At 39.9% G+C, this 24,707-nt stretch carries 22 protein-coding genes; 6 read left to right on the plus strand and 16 right to left on the minus strand.

Translation table 11 applies throughout. The features are described 5' to 3' along the window. The 6 genes from J500_RS12730 to pheA all read right to left on the minus strand — a co-directional run. On the minus strand, nucleotides 1–532 hold a 532-nt coding region (locus tag J500_RS12730), incomplete at its 3' end, for an IS5 family transposase (protein WP_034699940.1). A 90-nt stretch (nucleotides 533–622) separates the two neighbouring features. Then, entirely contained in the window at nucleotides 623–1,399 is a 777-nt protein-coding gene (gene yaaA, locus J500_RS12735; RefSeq protein WP_004996767.1) for a peroxide stress protein YaaA, read from the minus strand. A 184-nt stretch (nucleotides 1,400–1,583) separates the two neighbouring features. Next, the gene (locus tag J500_RS12740; RefSeq protein WP_004996765.1) at nucleotides 1,584–3,047 is read right to left on the minus strand and encodes an aminoacyl-histidine dipeptidase; all 1,464 of its coding nucleotides are present in this window, start codon (nucleotides 3,045–3,047) and stop codon (nucleotides 1,584–1,586) included. An 82-nt stretch (nucleotides 3,048–3,129) separates the two neighbouring features. Next, on the minus strand, nucleotides 3,130–3,510 hold the full coding sequence (locus J500_RS12745; protein ID WP_004986901.1) for a hypothetical protein: 381 nt from the start codon (nucleotides 3,508–3,510) through the stop codon (nucleotides 3,130–3,132). A 129-nt stretch (nucleotides 3,511–3,639) separates the two neighbouring features. Further along, the gene (locus tag J500_RS12750; protein WP_004996762.1) at nucleotides 3,640–5,889 is read right to left on the minus strand and encodes a bifunctional prephenate dehydrogenase/3-phosphoshikimate 1-carboxyvinyltransferase; all 2,250 of its coding nucleotides are present in this window, start codon (nucleotides 5,887–5,889) and stop codon (nucleotides 3,640–3,642) included. A gap of 74 nt (nucleotides 5,890–5,963) precedes the next feature. Further along, the gene (pheA, locus tag J500_RS12755) at nucleotides 5,964–7,073 is read right to left on the minus strand and encodes a prephenate dehydratase (RefSeq protein ID WP_004996757.1); all 1,110 of its coding nucleotides are present in this window, start codon (nucleotides 7,071–7,073) and stop codon (nucleotides 5,964–5,966) included. A gap of 168 nt (nucleotides 7,074–7,241) precedes the next feature. On the opposite strand from pheA, the gene J500_RS12760 reads away from it, so the two are divergent. Then, on the plus strand, nucleotides 7,242–8,198 hold the full coding sequence (locus J500_RS12760) for an alpha/beta hydrolase (RefSeq protein WP_034699912.1): 957 nt from the start codon (nucleotides 7,242–7,244) through the stop codon (nucleotides 8,196–8,198). A 138-nt stretch (nucleotides 8,199–8,336) separates the two neighbouring features. Then, complete coding sequence (locus J500_RS12765; protein WP_004986911.1) at nucleotides 8,337–8,855, plus strand: DJ-1/PfpI family protein; 519 nt, start codon at nucleotides 8,337–8,339, stop codon at nucleotides 8,853–8,855. A gap of 61 nt (nucleotides 8,856–8,916) precedes the next feature. Here J500_RS12765 and J500_RS12770 read toward each other — a convergent pair whose 3' ends face one another. The 4 genes from J500_RS12770 to J500_RS12785 all read right to left on the minus strand — a co-directional run bounded on the left by J500_RS12770 (nucleotide 8,917) and on the right by J500_RS12785 (nucleotide 14,372). Then, nucleotides 8,917–10,062 (minus strand): acyl-CoA dehydrogenase family protein, encoded by a 1,146-nt coding sequence (locus J500_RS12770; protein ID WP_004986917.1) that lies wholly within the window; start codon nucleotides 10,060–10,062, stop codon nucleotides 8,917–8,919. Nucleotides 10,063–10,293: 231 nt separating this feature from the next. Next, a complete protein-coding gene (locus J500_RS12775; protein WP_004986919.1) occupies nucleotides 10,294–11,892 on the minus strand; it encodes a bifunctional aspartate transaminase/aspartate 4-decarboxylase in 1,599 nt (532 codons plus the stop codon). Nucleotides 11,893–11,950: 58 nt separating this feature from the next. After that, on the minus strand, nucleotides 11,951–13,633 hold the full coding sequence (aspT, locus tag J500_RS12780) for an aspartate-alanine antiporter (RefSeq protein ID WP_034699916.1): 1,683 nt from the start codon (nucleotides 13,631–13,633) through the stop codon (nucleotides 11,951–11,953). A 310-nt stretch (nucleotides 13,634–13,943) separates the two neighbouring features. Beyond that, complete coding sequence (locus J500_RS12785; protein WP_004986929.1) at nucleotides 13,944–14,372, minus strand: organic hydroperoxide resistance protein; 429 nt, start codon at nucleotides 14,370–14,372, stop codon at nucleotides 13,944–13,946. A gap of 482 nt (nucleotides 14,373–14,854) precedes the next feature. Between J500_RS12785 and J500_RS12790 the strand changes: the two genes are divergently transcribed. The 3 genes from J500_RS12790 (at nucleotide 14,855) to J500_RS12800 (ending at nucleotide 16,913) form a co-directional block, all read left to right on the plus strand. Continuing rightward, nucleotides 14,855–15,445 (plus strand): DUF1269 domain-containing protein, encoded by a 591-nt coding sequence (locus tag J500_RS12790; RefSeq protein WP_004986931.1) that lies wholly within the window; start codon nucleotides 14,855–14,857, stop codon nucleotides 15,443–15,445. 137 nt (nucleotides 15,446–15,582) lie between these two features. Then, nucleotides 15,583–16,284: a VIT1/CCC1 transporter family protein gene (locus tag J500_RS12795; protein ID WP_004986934.1), complete on the plus strand. Its 702-nt coding sequence runs from the start codon at nucleotides 15,583–15,585 to the stop codon at nucleotides 16,282–16,284. Between the two features lie 38 nt (nucleotides 16,285–16,322). Beyond that, complete coding sequence (locus J500_RS12800; protein ID WP_004986940.1) at nucleotides 16,323–16,913, plus strand: 2-hydroxychromene-2-carboxylate isomerase; 591 nt, start codon at nucleotides 16,323–16,325, stop codon at nucleotides 16,911–16,913. Between the two features lies 1 nt (nucleotide 16,914). On the opposite strand, the gene J500_RS12805 is transcribed toward J500_RS12800, so the two are convergent. From J500_RS12805 to eat, 5 genes are all read right to left on the minus strand, one after another. After that, entirely contained in the window at nucleotides 16,915–17,694 is a 780-nt protein-coding gene (locus J500_RS12805) for a TIGR03915 family putative DNA repair protein (RefSeq protein WP_004986942.1), read from the minus strand. A 27-nt stretch (nucleotides 17,695–17,721) separates the two neighbouring features. Then, complete coding sequence (locus J500_RS12810; RefSeq protein WP_004986945.1) at nucleotides 17,722–18,981, minus strand: putative DNA modification/repair radical SAM protein; 1,260 nt, start codon at nucleotides 18,979–18,981, stop codon at nucleotides 17,722–17,724. A gap of 127 nt (nucleotides 18,982–19,108) precedes the next feature. Next, nucleotides 19,109–19,924 (minus strand): ethanolamine ammonia-lyase subunit EutC, encoded by an 816-nt coding sequence (eutC, locus tag J500_RS12815; RefSeq protein ID WP_004996749.1) that lies wholly within the window; start codon nucleotides 19,922–19,924, stop codon nucleotides 19,109–19,111. Between the two features lie 12 nt (nucleotides 19,925–19,936). After that, nucleotides 19,937–21,322, minus strand: coding sequence for an ethanolamine ammonia-lyase subunit EutB (locus J500_RS12820; RefSeq protein WP_004986949.1), 1,386 nt, complete (start codon nucleotides 21,320–21,322; stop codon nucleotides 19,937–19,939). Nucleotides 21,323–21,332: 10 nt separating this feature from the next. Further along, nucleotides 21,333–22,781: an ethanolamine permease gene (gene eat, locus J500_RS12825; protein ID WP_004986951.1), complete on the minus strand. Its 1,449-nt coding sequence runs from the start codon at nucleotides 22,779–22,781 to the stop codon at nucleotides 21,333–21,335. 239 nt (nucleotides 22,782–23,020) lie between these two features. On the opposite strand from eat, the gene J500_RS12830 reads away from it, so the two are divergent. Next, nucleotides 23,021–24,061 carry an NAD(P)H-dependent flavin oxidoreductase gene (locus tag J500_RS12830; RefSeq protein ID WP_004986954.1) on the plus strand — a complete coding sequence of 347 codons (1,041 nt, stop codon included), beginning with the start codon at nucleotides 23,021–23,023 and terminating at the stop codon, nucleotides 24,059–24,061. 102 nt (nucleotides 24,062–24,163) lie between these two features. On the opposite strand, the gene J500_RS12835 is transcribed toward J500_RS12830, so the two are convergent. Continuing rightward, nucleotides 24,164–24,703: a DinB family protein gene (locus J500_RS12835; protein WP_004996746.1), complete on the minus strand. Its 540-nt coding sequence runs from the start codon at nucleotides 24,701–24,703 to the stop codon at nucleotides 24,164–24,166. Nucleotides 24,704–24,707: the final 4 nt, after the last annotated feature.

The raw sequence follows: 24,707 nt of genomic DNA on the forward strand, positions 1-24,707 counted from the left end.
CTCTGATTTGCTCTCGTAATGGTTCAGAATCATAACCCTTATCTGCACATAAGACCTCAGTTTTTTCCAAATCTAATTTTTCAACTAGCTCAGGTGCAACCTTAACATCATGTGTTGTTCCATTCGTGATCATAATTTCAATTGGATTACCATAAGAATCAACGGCCAAGTGTATTTTTGAACTATTCCCACCAATGCTTTTTGATATAGCTTGATCTTTTAACCCAGCAGAGTGTTGATGCGCCCTAATATGAGAACCATCAATAAAAATCCACTCTTTATCTGTATGTTTACTGATTAATTTAAATATTTTCAGCAGCTTATTATGTTTAGACCAACGACTATATTTTTTAAATATTGAATTTGGATTACCAAAATCCGGTGGTAAATCTCGCCATGGGCAACCTGTTCTAATTCGATAAAGAATAGCTTCAATAAAATTTCGAAGATTTCGTTTGAGATAAATATCAAAATTACGCAGAATAGTTTCTAACTTTGACCAGTGTTGATCATTCAGCATTGTACGAGGTATAGCGAGTAGTAAATTTGGTTTGGCGATTGAATTTTACTTACTCGCTATTTTTTATACATCAAATGTCAACAGACCCTAATATAAATAGAACTATTTGCGTTCATCGCGTTTAAATACCAGCTCAGATTCTGTAGAATTATCTTTATCAAAATAATAACCATCGCTATTAAATGCCTTTAAGTCTTGTGCTTTTTCCAGTTTATTTTCAATGATAAACCGTGCCATTAAACCTCTGGCTTTTTTGGCATAAAAACTAATCACTTTGTATTTACCATTTTTCTGATCGAGAAATACAGGTTTGATAATCTGCGCATCAATCAGTTTTTCATTGACCGATTTATAGTATTCATCTGAAGCAATATTCACTAGGATATCAGTTTTGGTGTGTTCCAAATCTTTAATGATCAACTGGGTAATTTGATCATCCCAGAACTCATACAAATTATGTCCGCGCGGATTGTGTAATTTGGTTCCCATTTCCAGACGATATGGCATCATCAAGTCCAATGGACGCAGTAGTCCATACAAACCCGATAACATGCGTAAATGGGTCTGAGCAAATTCGATATCTGCCTGTTTTAAACTGTATGCATCCAAGCCCGTATAAACATCACCTTTAAAGGCATAAATGGCTTGTCGTGCATTGGCAAGCGACAAATCAGCGGTCCAATCACGAAAACGATCTGCATTTAGAGTTGCTATCTTGTCACTGACACTCATTAGACTGGCAATTTGTGAGGCTGATAGCTCACGGCAAACTTCAATCAATTGCTCAGACTGATTTAGTAGTCTTGGTAAAGTATGTTTATCTGTTGGTAATGTGGTTTCGTAGTCTAAAGTCTTGGCGGGAGAAATGACTGAAAGCATAAAAACCTCAATAAACCTGTAAATAAATAATAAGTAAGACTATAACACTTTCAGTCTCAAAGCGAATTTAGGATTTTGTTGACAATCATCGTTTATATAAATATCGATTGAAATAAAACACTTGATGAAAGTATCGGCTCTGGATCAAAGTAATGACCTTGATTTTGAGCCGTATTCACTCTTTTTATTTCACACTTTCCAATGCGGTTACCAATAACTTCCAGCATTTTTCGACCGTATCCACTTTCACCCGCTCTCCCGGTGCATGCGCACCTTGAATATCAGGCCCAAATGAGACCATTTGTAAATCAGGATAATGCTCAGCAATAATGCCGCACTCCAAACCTGCATGTATCACTTTTAAATGCGGTTCAATGTTAAAAGCCGTCTGATAAGCCTGTTGTAGACATTTTAATGCCGCAGAATCTGGGTTAGGTGTCCAACCTGAAACCAGCGGTGTAAACTCGGATGCAATACCAGCTTTATTAAAATGTGCTGCAATCTCCTGAGAAAAACGTTCAGCTTCACGATTAACCATTGAACGAACCATAATCAAAGCTTTGGCTTGTTGTTGATTGAGTTGAACCACGCCAATATTGTTCGAGGTTTCAACCACATTGTCTAAAACATCACTCATTTTTGCCACCCCATAAGGACAAGTTGCCAAGGCACTTAGCCACGAGGTTTGTTGTTGAGGATGAATCGCTTGTGTGACTGTTTGCTCTTTAAGTTCAACATTAATTTTTAAGCGATCATCAATCCCTCTTAATTTTTGTAGACATTGATTCTCATAGTTTTTGACATATTTTTGTAGCGTCTCTATTCGGCTTTCATCAATCAGAATCAAAGCTGTGGCTTCACGCGGAATTGCATTACGCGCACTACCGCCGCTAAATTCAACCAAATAAGCCTCCAACTCAAATAAATACTGATGCAAAAATTTTGACAGGATGACATTGGCATTACCACGCCCTAAATGAATATCTACGCCAGAATGTCCACCTTTCAATCCAGTAACTGAGATTTCAACCGTTTTTAATCCCGATCGAGGCGCCGCGATATAGCTTAACTTTTGATAGACCTCAACATCCTGACTACCCGCACAACCCAAGTAAAGCTCGCCCCACTCTTCGGTATCGATATTAAATAGCCACTTACTTTTAAGAACACCACTTTCAAGTAATCTCGCGCCACTCATGCCCGCTTCTTCATCTACAGTGAGTAAAACCTCAATTGGACCATGAGAAATATTATCGGATTCCAGTACCGCTAGCGCCAGAGCTACGCCAATGCCATTATCAGCCCCCAATGTCGTGTCTTTGGCAATCAACCAACCATCTTCCAATATAGATCGTATCGGGTCTTGCTCAAAATTATGAATCGTGCCCGAGTTGACCTGCGTCACCATATCCAGATGACCCTGTAAAACCACACATGTCACGTGTTCCTTGCCTTGGCTCGCAGCTTTACGAATCATCAGATTACCGACTTGATCCACATAGGTTTCCAAGCCTAATTGTTCAGCCCAAGCTTGCAGATGATCACGTAGTTTTTGTTCTTTTTTTGAGGGACGCGGAATTGTGCATAAGGTCTGAAAATGTTTCCAGACCAAATTTGGAGCAAGTTGGGAAAAATCGACTTGTGACATGTAAATTGAACTCTGGACAACGGTTTTAGATATTTAAAAATATACACCGCAACAACTTCCAGAGATACTGATAATTGTTGTGTTAGTTTTTCCACTCAAATGCAGTAAAGGTCTGATCTGATTTCAAACTATTTTCAACAGCCTGTGCCAACTGGCGGATCACACTCTGAGTTTCTATTTTTTCAAACCAGTCTTGTTCTTCTTTGGGATAGGCCGTGATTTCACACATCAATTGCCCATCATCATTTTTTTGAGTACAGGTTACAGATAAAGGAAGCTGATGATTTTCAATATTCACTTCAACTTTTTGATGCTCATGGGCAATATGCTGGGCATCAAAGCCATACTCACCTAGTTGTTTAAATAAAAGTGCAGCCACATATTCCTGCGTAATACGGCATTCATTCAGCTCATGACCTTCATAGTGATGAGGACAATTCGCAATAAACTGTAGTTTTCTCATGTTGCGCACCCTGCATTTATAGTTATCACTGTCATTTAGCATAAAGCAATAAACAAACAGCAGCCAAGCCGAAACTCGACCGCTGTGTCACTATTATGTTAACCAGTATAGCGCAATCTAGCTGCTAAATTATTGGCTGACCTGAATGGTTAAGCCCGCACGATTTGCCAACTCGGTAAAAGTAGGAAAACTTGTCGCGACCGTTTCAGTACCCACAATTTTAATTTCTTCAGAAGTGCGTAAACCTGCCATACTAAAACTCATGGCAATACGATGATCATGATGCGACTCAATTTCACCACCTGTGAAAATTGCAGACCAATCACCTGATTTTCCTTTGCCTTGAATGATGATGCCGTCATCCGTAGGAGTACAATCGATGCCCATGATTTTTAAACCGTCTGCCATCACTTGGATACGATCAGATTCTTTAACGCGAAGCTCAGCCGCACCTGTTAAAATCGTTTGACCTTCTGCACAAGCTGCCGCAATGAATAAGGCTGGAAACTCATCAATCGCAAGTGGCACTTGGTCTTCAGGCATATGAATACCTTTTAGTGTACGTGTACCCTTAATATAAATGTCTGCAATGGGTTCACCGCCTGCGATACGTTCATTTTCCACAGTCAGGTCAGCACCCATCTGTTTTAAAATCTCAATCACACCGGTACGGGTAGGATTAATCCCAACTGCTTCAAGGATAACATCTGAACCTTCCGTAATCGCAGCACCCACCATAAAGAATGCCGCAGAGGAAATATCAGAAGGAATTTGGATATCCGTCCCCGTCAATTTACCACCGCCAATGAGTGAAATTTTATTTCCTTCAGTTTTCACTTCATAGCCAAAAGCACGAAGCATACGCTCGGTATGGTCACGGGTAGGTTCAGGTTCAGTCACTGAAGTTTTTCCCTCAGCCCATAGACCTGCCAATAAAATACCTGATTTGACTTGTGCAGATGCCATCGGCAAATCGTAGTGAATGCCTTTTAATGTCTGGTTGCCCGTAATGCTGACAGGTGGTGTTCCTTTTTCGCCCGTCGTCTGGATTTGAGCACCCATTTCACGAAGCGGTTTGGCAATACGTTCCATTGGACGTTTAGAGAGTGATGCATCCCCTGTCATCACCGAATCAAACTTTTGTGCAGAAAGCATGCCCGAAAGTAACCGCATACTGGTGCCCGAGTTACCCATATATAACGCGCCCGCAGGAGCTTTCAGACCCTGCATCCCTACACCATGAATGGTCACTTCACCATTTTTAGGCCCTTCAATGCTGACACCCATATCTCGGAAAGCCTGCAAAGTGGCTAATGCATCTTCGCCTTCCAGAAATCCTGTAACATGGGTGGTACCTTCCGCAATCGCACCAAACATGATGGAGCGATGTGACACAGATTTGTCACCCGGAACGGTAAATTTACCTTGAAATGATTTTTTTCCCGGTAGAATACTAAATTGCTGTGTCACCTTATTTTTCTCCATGAAGGGTTTCTGAGCTAACATATGATTAAAATGTTGACGCGCAGCCTGAGCATGCCCAAGCAGCCCCATCAGTGCATGTGAGTCTTCACTTTCAATCAGTTGTCGTAATTGAGCAAGTTGCTGTTCAAAACCATCAACAGCCTTAAGTATCGCAGTTCTATTGGCAAAAAAGATGTCATGCCACATTTGAGGGTCACTGGCTGCAATCCGTGAGAAATCCCGAAAACCACCCGCCGCATAACGAAAAATGTCCAGATTGTCTTCACGATTGGCCAGTTGCTCAACCAGATTAAACGCCATTAAGTGTGGTAAATGACTGGTATGTGCCAGCACTTCATCATGCTTTTCCACATCCATGCAAATCACTTCGGCTTTGGCCGCAGACCATAATTCAATTAATTTTTCAACCGCCCAATCTGCGCTACTTGGAAGTGGTGTTAAAATCACTTTATGATTGGCAAATAAATCAACTTTCCCCGCATGCACACCCGTATGCTCGCTTCCTGCAATCGGATGGCCTGGTACAAAACCTGTGGGCAAATCTTGCCCATACACGGCTTGGGCAGCAGCGACCACATTGCCTTTGGTGCTTCCTACATCGGTTAAAATCGCATTTTCACTTAAATAGGGTTTAATTTGTTGCAAAATCTTTTGTGTTGCGCGAACAGGTAAAGCCAATATAACCAAGTCTGCATCTTGCACAGCATCAATCGGATTTTGATAACCGACATCAATTAAACCTAAGGCTTTGGCATCATCCAGTGTTTTTTGCGAACGGGTCGAAGCAACCACTGTTTTTGCTAAATGTTCAGCCTGTATCACTCGTGCCAGACTCGAACCAATCAGGCCGAGTCCAATAAATGCGACTTTATGAAACAAAGGTTCTGGTGTCATGTGTATATCTAAATCCGTAAGCAATATTTAAAAGGACAATGTCATCTCTCTATCATGAAAAAATCAAGACAGAACTACAATACAGCTGCTGGATAAGAACCAAGTACACGTAACTCTTTAACAGTTGGTCGGATATCATTCAACGCTGCTGTGACATTTTCCTGATCAATATGCCCTTCTAAATCGATAAAGAACACATAAGCCCATTTTTCAGGCAAAGCTGGACGTGTTTCAATACTGGTCAAACTGATGCCATGTTTTGCAAACGGCGCTAAAATATCCAGTAAAGCACCTGCACGATCATGCGCAGAAATCAAAAGCGAGGTTTTATCATTGCCACTTTGTGGAATTTTTTCACGACCAATGACTAAGAAACGTGTGGTATTTTCTGGGTTGTCTTCGATATTGCTATGTAAGATTTCAAGATTATAAAGTGATGCGGCAAGGTCAGAAGCAATCGCAGCTGAGTGCCATTCGTTGCGAATACGACGTGCTGCTTCTGCATTTGAGTTTAATGCCACACGCTCAACACCTGGATAGTGTGCATCTAGCCATTGACGGCACTGCGCCAATGTTTGCTGATGCGCATAGATTTGTTTAATACTGTCTTTGCGGGTATTTTCAGAGACTAAAAACTGATGATGAATGCGCAGTTCGACTTCTCCAATCACATTTAATTGCGAGGTTTTGAAGCAGTCCAGTGTGTGATTCACAATCCCTTCAGAGGAGTTCTCAACAGGAACCACACCATAATGCGCACTTCCAGCTTCAACTTCACGAAATACTTCATCAATGGTCGGTAATGGGCGCACGATCGCATCTTTACCAAAATGCTTAAGTACCGCAGACTGGGTAAAAGTTCCCTCTGGACCTAAAAATGCAATGCTTTGCGGTGCTTCAAGTGCCAAACAAGCCGACATGATTTCACGAAATAAACGTGCCATCGTGGTATCAGATAATGGGCCTTTATTACGCTCCATGACTCTGCGCAGAACTTGTGCCTCACGTTCTGGTCGATAAAACAACGGATTTTCCTCGGCTGCAAATTTTGCTTTAGCTACTGCTTCAGCCAGACTTGCACGACGATTAATGAGTTCCTGAATCTGTTGGTCGACAGAATCGATATCATCGCGAATTTGTTGTAAATCGAGAGAAGTTGACGAGTTCTGATCATCATGGATCATTGTAATGCAGCCTCTGCAAATGGTTTGCGACAGTATATCAAGACTTGCCATGTTTGCTATAGCAATCGAGATCAGTCAAATGGATAAAATCCTGATTTTCACTTCACATCTTTGTTATTTATGTTTTAATACATTTTATTAAGAATTAATCTCATTTAATCACCTATTATGCTAAAACCTTTCCTCTACAGCATCTGTGCAATTTCACTGAGTGGACTAAGCTCATTGACTTGTGCGCAAAACAGTAATAATGCCCCTCTCCAAACAAAATCGAGCGAAGGACCTCGACTGGATTTACAACGCAAAGGCACCACTCAACAATTCAGCATGCAATCAAAATATACCCCTAATGAATATTTTATTCAGGTGTATATTCCCTATACACCAGCTCCGAAATCAGGCTATCCCGTTTTGTATATGCTAGATGGCAACGCGGTATTTAATAGTGCCAGCAGCATTGCTCAGTCGCTTGGTGGTGGTTCGGATAAAATGGGACTCGATCCCATTGTCATCGTAACAATTGGCTATCCAAGTGAAACCCAGTTTTCTGGTCAGCAACGTGCGCTTGACTATACGCCCTTGCCTAAAAATGATCCGCAAAAAGATGAACGATACCAATATGGCGGTGCAGATAATTTTCTGAAATTTATTCAAAATGAATTGAAACCGCGAATTCAGCAAGGAATCCAGATAAATACCCAACAACAAACTTTATTTGGACATTCATTTGGTGGTTTATTTACGCTGAATACTTTATTCGAATACCCGCAAAGCTTTAATCGTTATATTGCCGCTAGCCCCTCTTTGTGGTTCGATCAAAATGTGTTGGGCAAAGAGTTACAGCAATTCAAAGATAAAAAAACTGAACCTAAAACGCCAATTTTAGTGATGACTACGGTGGGAACTGCTGAAGGACGTGGACGTCCGCCTAGAGGTGCTCAACCGTCCAGTTTCAATTTCTTTGAAGATTTTAAAACATTAAAATCAGATCGACTTCATTATTGGCATTTTAACCATCCTGCTGAACAACACATTACCAATATGTATGCCAGTCTTCCTAAAGCGATTTTATTTGCTGCATGTAACAGTACTGAGAATTGCGAAAAATTATTTGATGAAAATTAAATATTTTAAAATCAATCACTTTGATCACAAAATTACAATTAATGACGCTTTCACTACAAAGCGTCAATGTTGTTTTTTTAATCAAGTCGTATTGTAATAATTCCTATAAAAAACCTTCCTGAAAAAGGGAGTATAGAGATGTCAAAAACAATTGCAGCTTTAGTGACGCATGATTTCGAAGATCTTGAATATTGCGAAACCGTTCATGCCTATCGTGCTGCGGGTCATAGCGTAATTAATATCGAACACCATGAAGGCAATATTGTGTACGGCATTCAACGCAAAACCTCAACGACCATTGATTTAGGCATTGATGATAGTGATGTTCATCATTTTGATGCGTTGTTTATTCCAGGCGGGGAATCCCCCGAAGCGCTGAGAAACGACGAACGATTTGTATTCTTCGTCAGACGTTTTGCCAATCTACAAAAACCGATTTTTATTTGCTGTTATGCACCACAACTTTTAATGCATGCAGGTGTAGTGAAAGGTCGGAGAATTTGCGCGATGCAAACCATTTTGAATGATCTGGAGGATGCAGGCGCGGTGTGTCTTAATCAAGACGTAGTGAATGATAATAATTTATACATCTCCTCTCGCAGTCCTGATTTATTTCCAAAATTTGTTGATGAAACATTAAAAGTACTACGTTTATAAAGCGTCTTACAAATAAAAAACGGTAGATAATCTACCGTTTTTTTATCTTTTTACATGGCCTTCATGATTTTCCAATGATGCCGCGCGCTACAATTTCTTTCATGATTTCATTAGTTCCACCATAAATACGCTGAATACGCGCATCCACAAAGAAACGTGAAATTGGATACTCGGTCATATATCCATAACCGCCGAATAATTGAAGCAAATTATCGGCAACTTTCATCTGCATATCTGTGCTAAAACTTTTAAGTGCTGCCGCTGTTTCGACATCTAATTTTGCCTCTTGATATAAGGCAAGGTTCTGATTATAAAAAGCAGCCGTGGCTAACTCATCAATTTTCGCCTGAGCTAAAACAAAGCGCGTATTTTGAAAGTTTGCAATTGGTTGACCAAAAGCCTGACGCTCTTTGACATATTTTGTAGTGACATCAATTGCACCACGAATCGCACCTAAAGCTGTGGCTGCAATCGCAGTACGCTCACGTGGTAATTCTTGCATTAAGTAGGCAAAGCCCTGACCTGGCTGTCCTAAAAGCTGATCTTTAGGCACTTGCACATTATCAAAGAACAGCTCGGAGGTATCCTGAGAATGTAGCCCAATTTTATCGAGATTGGTTCCTTTCTTAAAACCATCCAGATGTGTATCTACCAGTAAAAGCGATACGCCTTTGGCTCGGGCTTGTGGATCTGTCTTGACGGCAAGTACTACCAAGTCTGCATGTTGACCATTGGAAATAAAGGTTTTAGAACCATTTAAGACATAATGATCATCTTGCAAAATGGCACTGGTTCGCATTGCCTGTAAGTCTGATCCCGCACCTGGTTCTGTCATACCAATTGCGCCGACCACTTCACCACTGACCATTTTCGGAAGCCAATGTAGTTTTTGTTCTTCTGTTGCAATATGCAAAATATAAGGTGCAGCAATCTCGGAATGACATGAAATTGCAGTGGATAACGCCCCATAGCCAGCACGGGCAGATTCTTCAACTAACATTAAAGAATAATGGGTAGGTACGCCATAACCGCCATATTGTTCAGGTACATCGACACATAAAAAACCATTTTCACCCAGTGATGACCAGACTGAACGTGGCATAATCCCTTCACGTTCCCATTGTTCATAATGTGGGGCAATATGCTCATTCATATAACGTTTAAAATTATCGCGAAATAATTCCAGATCAGCATCATAAGCTAGCATGTGTACTTCCTTTTCAATATTGTTGTTCTATCTTGAGACTTAAAGATTCTCATGATTTTTACATAAAAAATCATCCTATATTGCGCTACAGATGAAAACTTTACAGTCAGATGTTGATTAAAAATACGCTTGATTTGTGAAATATTAAATAAATCATAATGCTTATTATCCTCCCATAAAAAATCCCCGATACACTAGCTTGCATCGAGGATCATATTTAGGGTTCTGAAGTTATTTCTTCTTCAGCGTTTTTTGATACTCTTGGTAGTACTCTTCTGCAAAACTTCGCAAAGAATTACCAATCGCAGCATATTGATATTCATTCAAATTCGCCAAAGATGCTCGACCTGATGGATGCTGTACGCCAAAACCTGAACCTGGTAATAGGACGACACCAGTTTCATCGGCAACACGGAATAATAATTCTGTTGGATTCATGGTTTTCATGATCCAATTCGCAAAATCATCTCCATAAAGTTGTCGTGAAGTATCTTCAAGGTTAATTAAAGTATAGTAATCAACCGAATTTGGATCTTGTGGCACTTCAACACCCAATTGACGATACAAGGTTGCATCACGTTCACGCACTACAGATTTAACCGCTTTTTTATAATCCTGACGTGAATCCATCATATTAAACAATGAAAACAGAACCATTTGAACTTGCTGAGGTGTCGAAAGACCCGCAGTATGATTCAGGGCGACATTACGACTGTCTGCGACTAATCGATCAATAAACTTGATGCTAGCAGGGTCAGTCGTCAATGAACCATAACGTTTCTCAAGTTCAGCTTTGTCCTTTTTCGATAAAGCTGCGATTTTTTTATCCAGAATGTTTTCTTTCGCAGTCGCGATAATTCCCAAACGCCAGCCAGTAGCGCCAAAATATTTGGAGAATGAATACACTAAAATGGTATTTTCGGGGCAAATCGCAAATAAAGATTTAAAGTTATCTGCAAACGTTCCGTACACATCATCAGTTAAGATCATTAAGTCAGGACGTTTTTTGACAATATCCGCCAAAATTTCCAGACCTTCATCGCTCATTTTTACAGAAGGTGGATTACTTGGATTAACGAGAAAAAAGGCTTTAATCGAAGGATCTTCGAGTTTGCGTAATTCAGATTCTGGATATTGCCATCCCATATTTGGATCTGCATGAATCAACACTTCTTCAAGCTGATAATCATTTAACTCTGGGATTTCAAGATATGGCGTAAAAACAGGAACACCAATTGCAATTTTATCACCATAGTCAATGAGCTTATTTTCTTTTAAAGAGTTGAAAATATACGCCATTGCAGCCGTACCACCTTCAACAGCGAACAAGTCCAGAGACTCTTTCGGCATGCCCTGCACACCCATTTCCCGCAAGATATACTCTTTAACGATAGATTCACTTACTCTTAACATGCGGTCAGGAACAGGATAGTTACAACCTAAAATACCTTCTACCATTTCAAGTAGAAAAGCATCTGCATCCAAACCTAATTGGTCACGTACATAAGAAATTGCTTTTCCTAAAAATACGACACCAGGTTTATCACGATTTTCCAGAACAAAATGATCAAATCGTTGTTGTAGACCGACAGGACGTGGAAATCCACCTAGGCCTTCTGGCATATAAGAAAAAGAAAACTCAGATTCTGTCGCAGAAAATAGACCTAACTGGAAAAAAGCACGGCGTGGAATTGTCGCTAAAAAATTGGGATTCCCGCGACCTGCATTCAGCATGATGCGATCTGTTTTACTCTGCGCCAGAGCAATGAGTTCGTCTTTTAATTCAAATGGGCTAAGTTTTGAATACTTGGAATAATCTACTTTGGCCATGAGAAGTGTCTCCATTATTAATTATAGTAAATCGTGTAATTATGATGTGGGTTGGTCATTAGACCAGACCCACAATTAAAGGACCGAGTAAAGTTAAGAATACATTTGCAAGCGCATAAGTGATTGCAAACGGAACCGTAGGAATAGAGTTTCCAGCTTTATCTAATACCGCACCAAAGGCTGGATTTGCGCTACGCGCACCTGAGAGCGCACCTGCAAAGACGGCAACGTTATCGTACCGAAGGACATAACGTCCAAATAGCATACTCAGAATAAGAGGAACTAGTGTCACCACCACTCCAATAAGGAATAGAGAAAATCCACTTTCTTTCACCGTTTGAATTGCCTGTAAACCAGACTGCAAGCCCACTGCTGCCACAAAGCCTGCCAAGCCTAGATCTTTTAACAGCTGAGAAGCAGCTAAAGGCATATTGCCGTGGATTTGATCACGACTCCGTATCCAGCCGAAGACTAAACCTGAAAGCAGTGCACCACCGCCTGCACCTAAAGTTAAAGGAATATCTCCAAGATGAACAACAATAAGACCGATCGCTAAACCAATGGCTAAACCCGCACCATGGAAAATCCAGTCAGTTTTAATGCTTTCTGGAATCGCCTGACCGCCCTCTTTCACGACTCGAGCTAGGTCACTTTGAGTACCATAGACAGTGACTACATCACCACGATGAAAAATAAAATCATCGGTAAGTTCAACAGGCTCTCCATTACGTTTAATACCTAAGATATAAATACCGTGCTTTAAATACGGTGGAGTATTTGATTTTAAATCGCCTAGTGTTCGGTTGATATATTTTGAATTCTTCAGGATGACATCGGTAGTCTCCATGATTAATTCCATACCTTCAGACGATTGCAACTCATGCCCGATACTATTTGCAATCTCAACCACACCATTACGACGACCCACCACCAAGACAACATCATCTTTTTGTAAAATCGTCTCAGGTGTAATATCGACCAAGCGGTCATTGCGTTTTAATTTTTCAATGGTCACGCTGTTAGTCTTAGATTCAATTTCTTCAACCGTTTTACCATTTGCTTGATCAACCTGATAAATACGACTGACAATCTCAGGCATCGCCATTTCTTGCCCTGGTACAAGTTCAACAGCACCTTTAAGCAATTCTGATTGCGCTTTGATGGCATCATCACGAATCTCACGCCCCATAAACTTGGGTAGTAGATTCACACAGACAATAATCGCGCCCAGTGAGCCAAAAACGTAGGTTACGGCATACCCAATCGCGACATTACTTTGTAATCTCTGAATTTCTTCCAATGGTAAATCCAGACGTGACAATGCGTCCCCTGCCGTACCAATAATCGCAGATTGCGTCATTCCACCTGCCGCCAAACCTGCTGCCAAACCTTTATCCAGATGGAAGATTTTTGCCATGACCAAGACAGTGATCAGACCACAAATCGCCATAAATGCAGCAAGGAGAATTTCCTTGATTGAACTTGGCCCTAAAGATTTAAAAAACTGTGGACCACTTTCAAAACCAACTGCATAAATGAATAATGCAAATAAAATGGATTTGACACCATTATCAACTGAAACACCGATTAGACTCAGCACCACCGCTACAAGTAATGAGCCTGCGACACCACCTAATTGAAATTTTCCAACCTGAAATTTTCCAATCCAGAAACCAATTGAAATTGATAGAAACAGTAATATTTCAGGGCTATGTTTTAATATACTTTGTAGCCATTCCATTCTTTAGACCTCTCACTTTCTTTATTATTAAGTTCAAGAGTTATTTAATTTTATTTTAGGAAACTCCCGACCTAGGTTAGGAGAGCCTCAATTTCTATAATTTGTATTCATTTATAACATTAAAATTACTATATAATAATAGACTTCTTTCATAAGCTTCTTTTATTTCTTCCAAAATAGCAGAAAATAAAGAGGATCTAAACAATTATGAAAGAAGTCCAACTTATCAATCATTATGTATTAATCAGAACAACTAAATAATATATTTTTTTAATTATGCTTCTTAATTAATTATTTTAGATCAAAAGGTTTAAACAATAATATTAAGATCTACATCAATATTACCGCGTGTCGCATTCGAATATGGGCAGACGATATGTGCAGCATCGACCAATTTCTTCGCCTCTGCTTCATCCATACCTTCTAAATGAATATTTAACTTAGCTTCGATACTAAAACCTGTTGGAATCGGCCCAATACCCACTTCGCCTTCGATATAAGCATCCGCTGGTATCTTAATTTTATCTCTATGCGCAACAAATTTCATTGCACCCAAGAAACAGGCTGAATATCCTCCAGCAAATAATTGTTCAGGATTCGTAACGGCACCGCCCGCGCCTCCCATTTCTTTGGGAACACCCAATTTCACATTTAAAACACCGTCTGAAGAAACGACTTGACCATCTCGACCGCCAGTTGCTTTGGCTTGTGCACGATAAACAACTTTTTCAAGAGACATAATTGTTCCTAAATATACTTATAAAAGACAGTACTACTCTAAAACTAAAATACTTTATTTTCTTTACTTTGTGTTATATCAAGATATTCCTAATGTAAATATAAGTAATTATACGTAATCATCATCAAAACAAAAAAAAGAATACTTAAAATATTTTTTATTTTTTAAGTCATTATTTCATAAACTTTAAGTTTTAAAATGTGAACATACACACATAATCAACTCAGAGATGTTTATTGTTTTTGGATTTACTCCTATGTGAAATAGAATGTAAAACTAATCATTTATAAATTAATGCAGACCGATTAAGATACAAAACCACAACACCCCACAAATATAAATACAATCCACCATCATTTATATACATAATTATTCATACTAGAACTTTACTCTAAGAGAGCAACAAGTCTTTATGATGAACAACAAGCCCTAATATAATTATTTATTTTACTAATAACGAACGTTACTACAGGAAACATAACATGAGCCATAATATTCTACTCGTTACTTGGGATACATCTTCAAAAGCCTATGAAGCCTATAGTCAGGTTAAGAATCAAATCACAGGCAATATTAATCAATTGGCCGTCATCGAACGGCAAGATGACGGTAAAATATCAATTAATGACGGTTATAGCTACACCGCTGGCGACAATACAGTCGGCGGCAGTCTTATTGGGACTCTCATTGGTATTTTAGGTGGTCCTTTAGGGATGCTCCTTGGGTTTTCTACGGGTGCATTGATTGGTTCTCTGGCAGATCTGGATGATGCTGATACTGATGAAGCTGTTTTAGCTGAAATTTCTAAATATCTTCCTATTGGTTCAACTGGATTAATTATTGATATCGAGGAACAAGATGAAAATGCAACTGATACGCTGCTTCGTAATCTTGGAGCGACGGTTTATCGCTGGAATTATGAAGTTGTAGAAGCTGAAGTAGAAGCTTCAATCGAAGCTTGGGAACACGCCAATAAAGAAGCCAATAAAGTCTTAAAGGAACAAAGAAAAGAAGAAAACAAGCAAAAACGTCAACAAAAATGGGCTGATTTTAAAGCCAAATTTAAAAAATAATTGATAAACCTATCATTATAATAAAAAATTCATCTCACTAGACGGCAGGAAAATCAACTCTTATGATTTTCTTGCTTTTTTTTTACCAATTCAGCATTCTTGTCACTAAAATATAAAAGCATTTATTCAGGCGGTTTATGTCTCATTCCCATCATGATCAACCTCATTTTATCCAACGGACAGGTTGGCTGCGTGCCTCAGTGTTGGGTGCCAATGATGGCATTATTTCCGTCACAAGTTTAGTGATGGGAATGGCAGCCAGTGGTGCAAATACCCATACTTTATTGATTGCTTGTCTGGCTGGCTTAATTTCAGGCGCTACTTCAATGGCTGCGGGTGAATATGTTTCTGTGCAGTCACAAAAAGATATTGAACACGCCGACCTTAAATTTGAAGCAACTTTACTCGAACAACATCCACATTTAGAATTAGAAGAGTTGACGACCATTTATATTCATCGTGGTTTAACACCGGAGCTCGCAAAAGAAGTGGCGATTCAACTTACACAAAAAGATGCCTTAGAAGCACATGCGCGTGATGAAATTGGCATCATCGAACAAACAGCAGCTCGTCCAGTGCAAGCGGCCTTGTCTTCTGCCCTTTCTTTTTCACTTGGCGCATTATGTCCGATGCTGGCTATTTTATTTAGCCCCAGCGCTTATACGGCTCAGGTCGTTTTGGTTACAGGTATTATTTCCTTGATGATTTTAGGTGCGCTTTCCAGTTATTTTGCAGGGACTTCACTTTGGAAAGGTAGTTTACGCATTACAGTTTGGGGCATTCTGGCGATGGCATTTTCAAGCTGGATTGGTTCTTTATTTCATGTAAATCCAATGTAACCAGTATGTTAAAGATAAATTTTTGAGACCTAACATTCATGGCGAACATTCAATTCTGGTTTGATTTTGCAAGTACATATTCCTATCTTTCGGCTATGCAAATTCGACAGTTAAAAGATCAATATCCATTTAGCCTTCACCCATTTTTGTTAGGTGGTATTTTTCACAAACAAGGACTCAATGATTCTCCATTCAATATTTATCCATTGAAGGGCGAATACATGTGGCGTGATATGCAACGTATTTGTGAAAAGCTTGAAATTGGATTCAATCGCCCTGAGATTTTCCCACAAAATGGTTTATTGGCCGCTCGAATTGTCTGTCAATATGCGCAGGCTGACTGGATTTTTGACTTTATTTGCGAAGTTTATCAAGCTAATTTTGTATATGGACAAAATATTAGCCAAACTGAAACAATTGAAAGTATTTTAAAAAAATTACAGTTGGACAGTCAAAGTATTATCGAAATGTCTACAACAGAGCCTGCAAAACAAGCTTTAAAGTACAATGGATTACACGCAGAACAATTACGTATTTTTGGTGCGCCGTCATTTATTGTGAATGGTGAGCTGTTTTGGGGAAATGATCGTTTACAGGATGCTTTAGACTGGTCGAAACGTATCGTATAGATTACAGGATTTTTTCATTCATATAGCGCCAATAACGTCTCGGCACATATTGAATATGCAATTTGATATTGTTGCGTGCCTCAATATTGACGCTTTTAAAATAATCTTTCCAAAGCTGGTCGTATAAGGCTTCGTTTTCATCTAGTTCTAAACTAAAATCCTGACTAAAGCCATTTTCAATATTTTTATCCAGTGTCGAGGCATCCAGTTCGACCTGATGAATCTGATCTAAATCATAATAAATACCGAAATGGCGTTTTTCATCATAAATCAGCCATTTTTGATCCTGATAACGTGCTTTAAAATGTTTTTCAATCAGCGGCAGCACATTAAAATCTGGACGTACCAGACTGATAAATAAGCCTTCTTGTGTTTTCTTAAATCTTACAAAAGCTTCCATACGGTGCTTTTCACGACCCACTTGTTTGGTCCATTGTGATACGCCAAGCACATCGGCATGACCATAATTTTTTTCAATTGAAAATGGATTTTGAAATACATAAATGGCGAAATTAAACAAATGCTGAAAGGCAATTAATTGTTCAGATAAAAACGTATAATGAAAACGCTTTATCCCTTCTGAAGAAAGTTTCTGAGTCAAACCCTTCCAAACACGCTGTGCTTGCTGCTCATGACTTGCAACTACAACACTTTCAGCAAACAGTGAATCCTGCACCTGATGCTCTAATGCCAATTGCACTTCAAATTGCTTAAATTGAAATGCTCTGAAAATACAGCTTAATAGTCCAGTCAGACTGCCATCGAACTGATAAATGATCATTTTAGAATTATCGTATTTACCATCGTATTAAAAACCAAAACCGAGTTGCGGTGAAATCTGTTTGGTATATTTGGACTGCCCTGATTGTAAAATTTGCTGGCGTACTTGATGCGGTTGTAAATCACGTTGAAACTGTGGAGTATCCACGCAACGAATAAAATGCTGTGCACGGCTATACGCCACCCCCATACGTTTCAACTGATCAATTCGCAAAGCCCCAAAACGACGTGCCTGTACAATTTTTTGGGCTGATTTCACCCCAATTCCCGGAATGCGCAAAATCATTTTGTAATCAGCTCGGTTTAGATCAACAGGAAATTGTTCTGGATTACGCAGCGCCCAACTCAGTTTTGGGTCGATATCCAGATCTAGATTGGGATGTTGCGGATTGACAATTTCATCGGCAGCAAAGCCATAAAAACGCATCAGCCAATCAGACTGATAGAGTCGATTTTCGCGTAGCAATGGTGGTGCTGATCCAATTGCAGGCAAAGCTTTTTCTTGTTCATTGATTGGAATGTAACCTGAATAATAAACGCGTTTCAGTTTAAATTCCTTATAATGCTGATCCGCCATCATCATCACATCATAATCAGTTTCACTGGCTGCTCCCACCACCATTTGTGTGGTTTGCCCTGCTGGCACAAATTTAGGGACAGTTCGAATCAGTTTTCGTTCATCCTTAAACTGAATTAAGCGATCACGTACAATGCCTAAATCCTTTTGTACTTCAGCATGTGTTTTTTCAGGTGCAAAACGTTTTAATCCTGCTTCTGTCGGCATTTCCAGATTAATACTCATGCGGTCAGCATAGAGTCCAGCTTCAGTGATCAGTTCTGGTGAAGCACCTGGAATAGTTTTGAGATGAATATAACCATTAAAATTTTCTTCTAAACGCAGCTTCTTCACTACCTGTAACATACGCTCCATGGTATGGTCGGCGGATTTAAAAATACCGGAACTTAAAAATAAGCCCTCAATATAATTACGGCGATAAAAATTAATGGTCAGATCAACCACTTCCTGCACGGTAAATGCAGCACGTTGAATGTCATTGGAACGACGTGAAACACAATAAGCGCAGTCAAAAATACAGACATTGCTAAATAAAATTTTAAGCAATGACACACAGCGACCATCTTCAGTATAAGAGTGACAAATGCCTGAGCCGGTATTGCCCAATCCCTTATCTTTATTTTTCCGATTGCTGCCACTGGATGAGCAAGATACATCATATTTGGCAGCATCGGCTAAAATCTGTAGTTTTTCGCGGATACGATCAGACATGAACATCCACCTTATAATTCACATTCGTTTATTATAAAAAATCAACGCTGATCAGGGGATTTGTATTCATTTTAAACGACATGAGATGTCGCTTAAAATGTAACGGATAAGTCTTAATCATTCAATATCAAAATAATAAATGTGTCTCATGCTGCTGATGTTCAACAGTCATTTCGTGTTCATCTTTTAGATTGACACCCGAAAAATCCAGTTGTAGGGATTTTTTCATTAAAGCAATTAAGCGCTGTGTTGCAATCAATATGGGAAGTCCCGCTGGACGTACATTTGAAATGCAATTGCGCATTGCATCATGACAACCTAAATGGGCATTATAAGTATAATAGATCCCTAGACTATCGGGCGAACTGAGACCCGGACGCTCTCCAATCAGCATCACTAACATTTTAGCATTCAAAATCTGGGCGACTTCATCGCCTAATGCAACGCGACTGCCCTGTGCGATGATCAAAGGCGCAACTGACCATTTCAGTGCTTTAAACTCAGCTATTAGATGTTCAATCAAAATGGGCGCATTCTCATCGATGGCTCTTGCAGATAAACCATCTCCAATGACGATGACAACATCATATTTATTGGGATTTTGGGCTTGATAGTGTTGTAATTCCTGACGTGAATTTTCACTTAAACTTCGCCCCAAATCTGGACGTTTAAGATAAGTTTCTTTATCTACAGCACAACTCTGAATCAGCAGTAATTGATGATTTAAATGTGATAACTTTCTTTTAAATAATTCGATATCTAATGCCTGTAAAACAGCATCTTTGGCTTGCGCATGTGCCAGTTGGAACTCAAGTAATGGCTTGGTTGGCACACTACAACCTACACGTCCCAGTGCTATTCGTGCATCAGTAAAATTTTTAAGCTTGCTCCAGACATCTTCATGTAATGACTGTGGGTATTGAGTATCTTTCATCAAGTTCACGACAACCTCCATTTAAGACATCAGCAAACGTGAAAATTTTTCAGGCATTTGTTCTGCCCAGTGAATATGATGCTGCGATTGTTTGAAAATGCCTTGTTGCTCCAGCCATGCCGCAAACTCAGGTGCGGGCTCTAGCCCTAATAATTGACGTACATACAGCGCATCATGAAATGACGTGGTCTGATAATTCAACATCACATCATCTGAACCAGGAATTCCCATAATAAAATTAATTCCTGCATTACCTAATAAGGTCAGTAAAATATCCATATCGTCCTGATCAGCATCGGCATGATTGGTATAGCAAATATCACAGCCCATCGGCACACCCAATAATTTGCCACAAAAATGATCTTCCAAACCTGCTCGGATAATTTGCTTGCCATTGTAAAGGTATTCAGGCCCAATGAAGCCAACTACAGTATTGACCAGTAGCGGCTTATACTTTCGGGCAACGGCATAAGCACGGGCTTCAATGGTCTGCTGATCGACCCCAAAATGGGCATTACTGGATAAAGCACTGCCCTGACCTGTTTCAAAGTACATGACATTTTGCCCCAAAGTTCCACGTTTTAAACTTAATGCCGCCTCATAACCTTCCTGTAAAACAGACAGAGAAATACCAAAGGCATCATTGGCCTGTTGCGTTCCTGCAATGGACTGAAACATTAAATCAATCGGCACACCTCGATTTGCCAGTTCAATCCCCGAAGTGACATGAGTTAAAACACAAGACTGTGTTGGAATTTCATAATGCTGAATCACATGATCCAGTAATTTCAACAGCTCAGATAAATTCTGTAAATTATCGGTGGCAGGGTTAATCCCAATCACCGCATCGCCATTACCATACATTAAACCATCCAGAATACTGGCCGAGATTCCAAGCAGATCATCGGTGGGATGATTCGGTTGTAAACGAGTGGATAAATGTCCCTCCAGACCGATGGTATTTCGAAATTGGGTAATGACCTGACATTTTTTCGCAACCAAAATCAAATCTTGGTTACGCATGATCTTACTCACCGCAGCGACCATTTCAGGCGTGAGTCCAGTTGCCAATTCAGTCAGTTTTTCAGTGGTGGCATCCGCAGAAAGTAACCAATTTCGAAAATCACCTACGGTAAAATGCGAAATTGGATAAAATGCCAAAGCATCATGTTCATCAATAATTAAACGCGTGATTTCATCCTGTTCATAGGCTGTCACCGTTTCATTCAAAAAATGTTTGAGCGGTAAATCGGCTAAAGCCATTTGTGCTGCGACACGTTCCGTTGCATCCTTTGCCGCCACACCAGCCAGTTGATCTCCCGAGCGTTCAGGTGTTGCTTTTGCCAATAATGTTTTTAAGTCCTTAAACACATATCGCTGTTGGGCAACGATGATTTCAAATGACATGACAATTCCCCTAGCGCAAATCTTCTTCAGCCGATTTAATATTGGCAAATTCCTCTTCAGGCGTACCTGTCACTAAATGATGCCGACTATAAAACATAAAATATAAAATAAACGCCACATAAATCGCTGCTGCCATCAACCAGACTTTAGGATCCACTAAAAAGCCTGCCACGACTGCAATCGCCGATAAAATTAGTGCAATCGAAGCAGTCACAATGCCACCCGGAGCTTTATAAGGACGAGGCAAATTTGGACGTGAAATTTTGAGTTTGATATAAGACAACATCATCAACACATAAGAGAGCGTTGCACCAAAAACAGCCATTAAAATAAGTAAATCCCCCTCCCCAGATAACGATAATAAAAAGCCAATAATGCCAGGAATAATAATCGCCCAATGTGGAGTTTTATTTTTATTGGTCAGCGATAACTTTTTAGGTAAATAACCTGCACGAGACAATGCGAAGATTTGTCGTGAATAGGCATAAATAATTGAAAAGAAACTTGCAATGAGTCCAGCTAAACCAACAAAATTTACAAAACTGGCCAACCATGTATTTTTGCCATAAACAGCTACCAACGCATCCACCAATGGCGCACCAGAGGCTTTTAATTGATCCGCACCTGCTGCACCCGCCCCTAAAAATAAAATAAGCAAGGCAAAAGCAGCTAAAATCAACATGGAACCAATCAAACCGCGTGGTAAGGATTTCGCTGGATCTTTGGCCTCTTCTGCTGCTAAAGGCACTCCTTCAACGGCCAAAAAGAACCAGATAGCATATGGCACCGCCGCCCAGATCCCGATATAGCCCATGGGTAAAAAATTACTTGCTCCCGCATGATCTGTGACCGCAATATTAAATAAATTGGCGCTATTAAAATGTGGAATCATCGCAATAATAAAGACAAACAATGCAACACAAGCAACGGCGGTAATGACAAACATGATTTTTAGGGCTTCACCTGCACCTTTTAAATGAATCCCCATAAAAATCAGATAACAAACTAAATAAACGATCCATCCGCCAATACCAAATAAGGACTGGCAATATGCACCGATAAATACAGCAATCGCAGCGGGTGCAATCGCATATTCAATCAAAATGGCCGTCCCTGTCAGATAACCTCCCAATGGCCCAAAGGCTGTGCGGGCAAAACTATAACCGCCTCCCGCCGTAGGTAGCATGGTTGACATTTCCGACATGGCAAGACACATACATAAATACATGATGGCGACGACCACAGTGGCAATAAACATACCTCCCCAGCCACCTTGCGCGAGACCAAAATTCCAACCCGCAAAATCCCCAGAAATGACATAAGCCACACCGAGTCCAACCAGAAGTATCCAGCCAACTGCGCCTTGTTTTAGCTGCCTTTGGGCAAAATATTCATGATGGCTTTTATGTTCATCTTGAGACGAAGCAATATCACTTGCAATGGATTTGGTTTCTGACATGAGCTTTCTCTCATTTTTCATTTTTATGAGAAGAAACAAGCATAATTCATACCAGATATTTGGAATTTAAACGTCTAAGGCATGTAAAGTGACAAAGTTCACCATTAAAATATGGGCTAGATCCACAAAAATCAGAAGCAATTCATCAAGCTCATCATTTAATAAAAAAATACTGAACATGATTTGCTTCTTTTGAACAATTCAGGCTATGGTGAGTAAAACATCTGGATCATAAGAATATGTCAATATTACAGCAGCTTGGAATTAAACACCCGATTCTGTTAGCTCCGATGGCAGGTGTATCAACACCTGAACTAGCAGCCGAAGTCTCCAACAGTGGTGGCTTAGGTTCTTTGGGTCTTGGAGCAAATAATGTCAGTTCGGCTAGAGAACAAATACTTAAAACCCAAGCCCTTACAGATGCGCCATTTCAAGTGAATTTCTTTTGCCATCAACCTCAAATTTTAAATGAGCAGGAAGCTCAACGTTGGATCGAGTATTTAACCCCAGAATTTGAACGTTTTCATGTACAACCGCCGCGAACCTTGCAATGTATTTACCCAAGCTTTTTGGACCATGATGACTTTTTAAATTTGATATTGGAAACACAACCCAAAGCGGTCAGTTTTCATTTTGGAATTCCACATCCTCATCAAATACAGGCTTTAAAACAAGCAGGAATCATCACATTGGTTTCTGCAACTAATCTGGCTGAAGCTAAAGCGATTGAGGCAGCTGGAATTGATATCATTATTGCACAAGGTATCGAAGCGGGTGGGCATCGTGGAATATTCAATGCCGATCTAGATGGTGCTGTAAAAACAGCGGATCTGGTACAACTGATGACTCAGCATTGTGATACACCTGTGATTGCGGCAGGCGGGATTATGAATGGTCGTCAAGCCAAAAAAATCATCAGCTTAGGTGCACAAGCCGTTCAACTCGGCACCGCTTTTGTGCAATGTAAAACTTCAAATGCCAATGCAGCTTATCGTCAGGCACTTTTAAATCAGCCCCTTACCCAAATCACATCCAGTATTTCTGGTCGACCTGCGCGCGGCATTATTAATCACTGGCATACTCAGGTTGACCATCCACAACGCCCAACTGTAGCGGCTTACCCTTATGCTTATGATCTGGCTAAACAACTACATGCTATCGCAACTCAGGCAGGTGATTCTGGCTATGGTGCGTTTTGGGCAGGCAGTAATGTCGCACAAATTCGTGAAATGGAAGCACGAGATTTAATCAATCAATTGATTTTAGAAATGAGTGAATAAGCTGAATAGATGCAGATTTCTTTTATAATTTTTTTACTTCTCACTTCAGGAGAAAAATAAAGAGGAGCTAAACAATGATGAAAGAAAAGCGATAAAAGACATCTATTCAGTATCTAAAAATGATGCATGCTTTTCTACCAGCATATAGACCAAATCAAGCTCAGGACACTCATAACCCAATCCCGTTAAGGCTGCGGTAATCTGCCCTCGATGCTGGGTCGCATGTTTAAACACATGTAATAACGTCGCTGCATAAGGTAAACACTTTGCTTCACCACTTGCCGTTTGATAACTGAACTGACTGTTCAAATTTTCTTGATCTAACTGCTCAAGAAAAGTGATCCAGTTTTTAGCTCTTGACTCTAATTCTATAAATAATTGCACAGGATCCTGTTCAACAATAGCATTCAGTGTCATTTTGGGAGAAATAGACTGGGCAAACCGCGCGTACCAAAGTAAATGTTCACCGACCAAAAGATGATTCAATGTTCCCAAAATGCTGCTAAAAAATAAACCGGCATCACAATGCAGTTCATCATCAGATAATGGCTTCAAGCTATTCAATAATCGCTGCGTTGCCCAGACATTATATTCAGCTAAAAGCAGTAGACTTTCCTTACTGATTTTATAAATATCCGTCATGGCT

It is taken from the genome of Acinetobacter sp. 479375, from assembly GCF_000581715.1.
GTDB lineage: Bacteria > Pseudomonadota > Gammaproteobacteria > Pseudomonadales > Moraxellaceae > Acinetobacter > Acinetobacter ursingii.